The organism is Streptomyces sp. NPDC006510, assembly GCF_040611955.1.
GTDB lineage: Bacteria > Actinomycetota > Actinomycetes > Streptomycetales > Streptomycetaceae > Streptomyces.
Map to the genome: position 1 here is coordinate 1 of NZ_JBEXPH010000387.1, position 2,906 is coordinate 2,906.

1 protein-coding gene is annotated in these 2,906 nt (G+C 71.2%); it reads right to left on the reverse strand.

Translation table 11 applies throughout. The features are described 5' to 3' along the window. On the reverse strand, positions 1 to 2,906 hold a 2,906-nt coding region (locus ABZY11_RS43710), incomplete at both ends, for a condensation domain-containing protein (RefSeq protein ID WP_356484503.1).

Below are 2,906 nucleotides of genomic sequence, written 5' to 3' on the forward strand. Positions count from 1 at the left end.
GGCGGCACCAGCCGCAGCCCCTCGTCCAGAACGTAGACCCGGTGGTTGTCCAGGGGCTCACCGATCGGGATCGCACCCGCGTAGTCCAACGGACGGTGAATGCGGTGAGTGGTGGCGAAGGTGGTCGTCTCCGTCGGACCGTAACCATTGACAACGGTGATGTCGGGGCAGTGGTCCATCACACGGCGCACCGCCTCCGGCGGCACCACATCACCACCCGCCCACACCTCACGGACCCCGGCGAACGCCTCCGGGGCCTCCTCCGCCATCACCCGGAACAGACCGGCCGTCAACCACAGCGAGCTGATCTCGCGCTCGGCCAGCAGACCTACCAGGGAACCGGGGTCGAGATAGCCCGGGGGTGCCACCACGACCGTGCCCCCGTTCAGCCACGGCACCCAGATCTCGTGTGTCGAGGCGTCGAAGGTGTGCGGCGAGTGGAAGAGCACCCGGGTGTGGTTGCCGTTGGCGTACATGCTCTGCGCGGCCAGGTCCGCCACATTGCGATGCGTGACCGCAACGCCCTTCGGCACACCCGTCGAGCCTGACGTGAACATCACGTACAGCCACTGGTCGGGATGGGCGTGGGGCGCCGGTGACGTCGACGGAAGGTGGGCGAATCCGGCGGTCCCGTCGAGCACGACGGTCTCGGCGGTGGTCCGGGCCGCGATCGGGTGATCGGCCAGCGCCCGGTCGGTGAGCAGGACCGGCGCCCCGGTCTCGGTGAGGATCCGGAGCAGACGGGTGTCGGGGTCCGCGGTGTTGAGCGGGGCGTAGACACCGCCGGCCTTGACCACCGCGAGGAGACCGGTGAGCAGGTCCGCCGACCGCTCCATCAGGAGTGCGACCACGCTCTCCGGCCGGACACCGAGGCCCACGAGGTGGCGGGCCAGCCGGTTGGTGTCCGCGTCCAGCTCCGCGTAGGTCAGCTCCCGGTCGCCGTCGACCAGGGCGATCGCGTCCGGGGTACGGGCGGCCTGTGCGGCGAACAGCTCCGCGAGGCCCGCACCGGAGGAGCCGGTGACCGCGCCGTTCCATCGCTCCAGGAGCTGGTGGCACTCGTCCGATCCGATGAACTCCAGCTCTCCGACGGGGATTTCGGGACGTTCGACGGCATCGCCCAGCAGCCGGACCAGTCGGGCGGTGACCGCCTCGACGGTGCCGGCGTCGTACAAATCGGTGGCGTACTCGACCCTGATGTCCAGCCCGCCGGGGCGGCCGTCCGCCGTGCGGTGCTCATGGAAGGAGAAGGTCAGGTCGAACTTGGAGATCTCCAGCGTGGTGAAGCCCGACTCGGCAGTGATTCCCGGGAGTTCGAGGGTGGGAGTGACTGCTTCCTGGAGGGTGAGGACCACCTGGAAGAGGGGGTGCCGGGCGGTGGAGCGCTCGGGGTTGAGGGTCTCCACCAGCCGGTCGAAGGGCAGGTCCTGGTGGGCCCAGGCCGCCAGGTCGGCCTCCCGGACCCGGGTCAGCAGCTCACGGAAGCTCGGGTCGCCCGTCAGATCCGTACGCAGCACCAGGGTGTTGACGAAGAAGCCGACCAGGTCGTCGAGGGACTGCTCCGAGCGGCCCGCGATGGGTGCACCGATCGGGATGTCCTCCCCCGCGCCGGAGCGGGACAGCGCGGTGGCGACGGCGGCCTGGGCCACCATGAACAGCGTGCTGCCGGTCTCCCTGGCCAGTCGCGTCAACGCGTCGTGCAGCTCCGCGGGGACGTGAACGCTGTGGGTGTTGCCCCGGTAGGTGGCGACTGCCGGGCGCGGACGGTCGGCCGGCAGGGTGGCCTCGTCGGGCAGCCCGTCCAGTGCGTGGTGCCAGAACTCGGCCTGCCTCTCCCCGTCCGCGGTGAGGAGTTCCTGCTGCCAGAGGGTGTAGTCGGCGTACTGGACCGGCAGCGGCTCCCAGGCGGGTGCGGTGCCCTCGGCGCGGGCCGTGTAGGCGGCTGCCAGGTCCCGCAGCAGCGGGGTGGTGGACCAGCCGTCGGAGGCGATGTGGTGCATCACCACCAGCAGGACGTGCTCCTGGTCCCCGAGTGCGAACAGGGCTGCTCGGACCGGCAGTTCGGATTCCAGGTCGAAGCTCCGGGCGGCCTGTGCCCCGAGCTGCGCCTCCAGCGTGGCCTCGGTCACCGCGACGACGGGCAGCTCCACCCGGACCTCGGCGGCCGGGAGCTGCCACTGGTGGGCGGCGTCGTCCGCCATGCCGAAGAGGGTGCGCAGCGACTCGTGCCGCACCACCAGGTCGGTGAGCGCGAGCTGGAGGGCCTGCTGGTCGAGTGCGCCGGTGAGGCGCAGGGCCAGCGGAATGTTGTACGTCGCCGAGGGCCCCTCCAGGTGGTGGAGGAACCACAGCCGCTGCTGGGCCGAGGAGAGCGGCACCCGCTCGGGCCTGACCGCTTCCCGGAGCGCGGGCCGCTGCACGGCTTCACCGCCCGCTTCCACGTACTCGGCCAGCGAAGCCACCGTCGGGCCCTGGAAGAGGTCCCGGACGGTGATCTGGACGCCGAAGGCCTGCCGGATGCGGCTGATGAGGCGGGTGGCGAGCAGGGAGTGCCCGCCGAGGTTGAAGAAGTGGTCGTCGATGGTGACCGACGGCAGCCCAAGCACCTCCGCGAAGAGGCCGCACAGGACCTCCTCGACCGGCCCACGGGGTGTGCGCCCGGTGGCGGCGTCGTTGCCGAACTGCGGGGCGGGCAGGGCGCGTCGGTCGACCTTGCCGTTGACGGTGAGCGGGATCTCGTCGAGGACGACGAAGGCTGACGGGACCATGTACTCCGGGAGTGCGCCGACGAGCTCACGACGCACCGTCTCGGTGTCGATGCGGGCGCCGTCGGCGGCGACGAGGTAGGCGGCGAGCCGCTTGTCGCCGGGCCGGTCCTCCCGGACCACGACGGTCGCCTGGCCCAC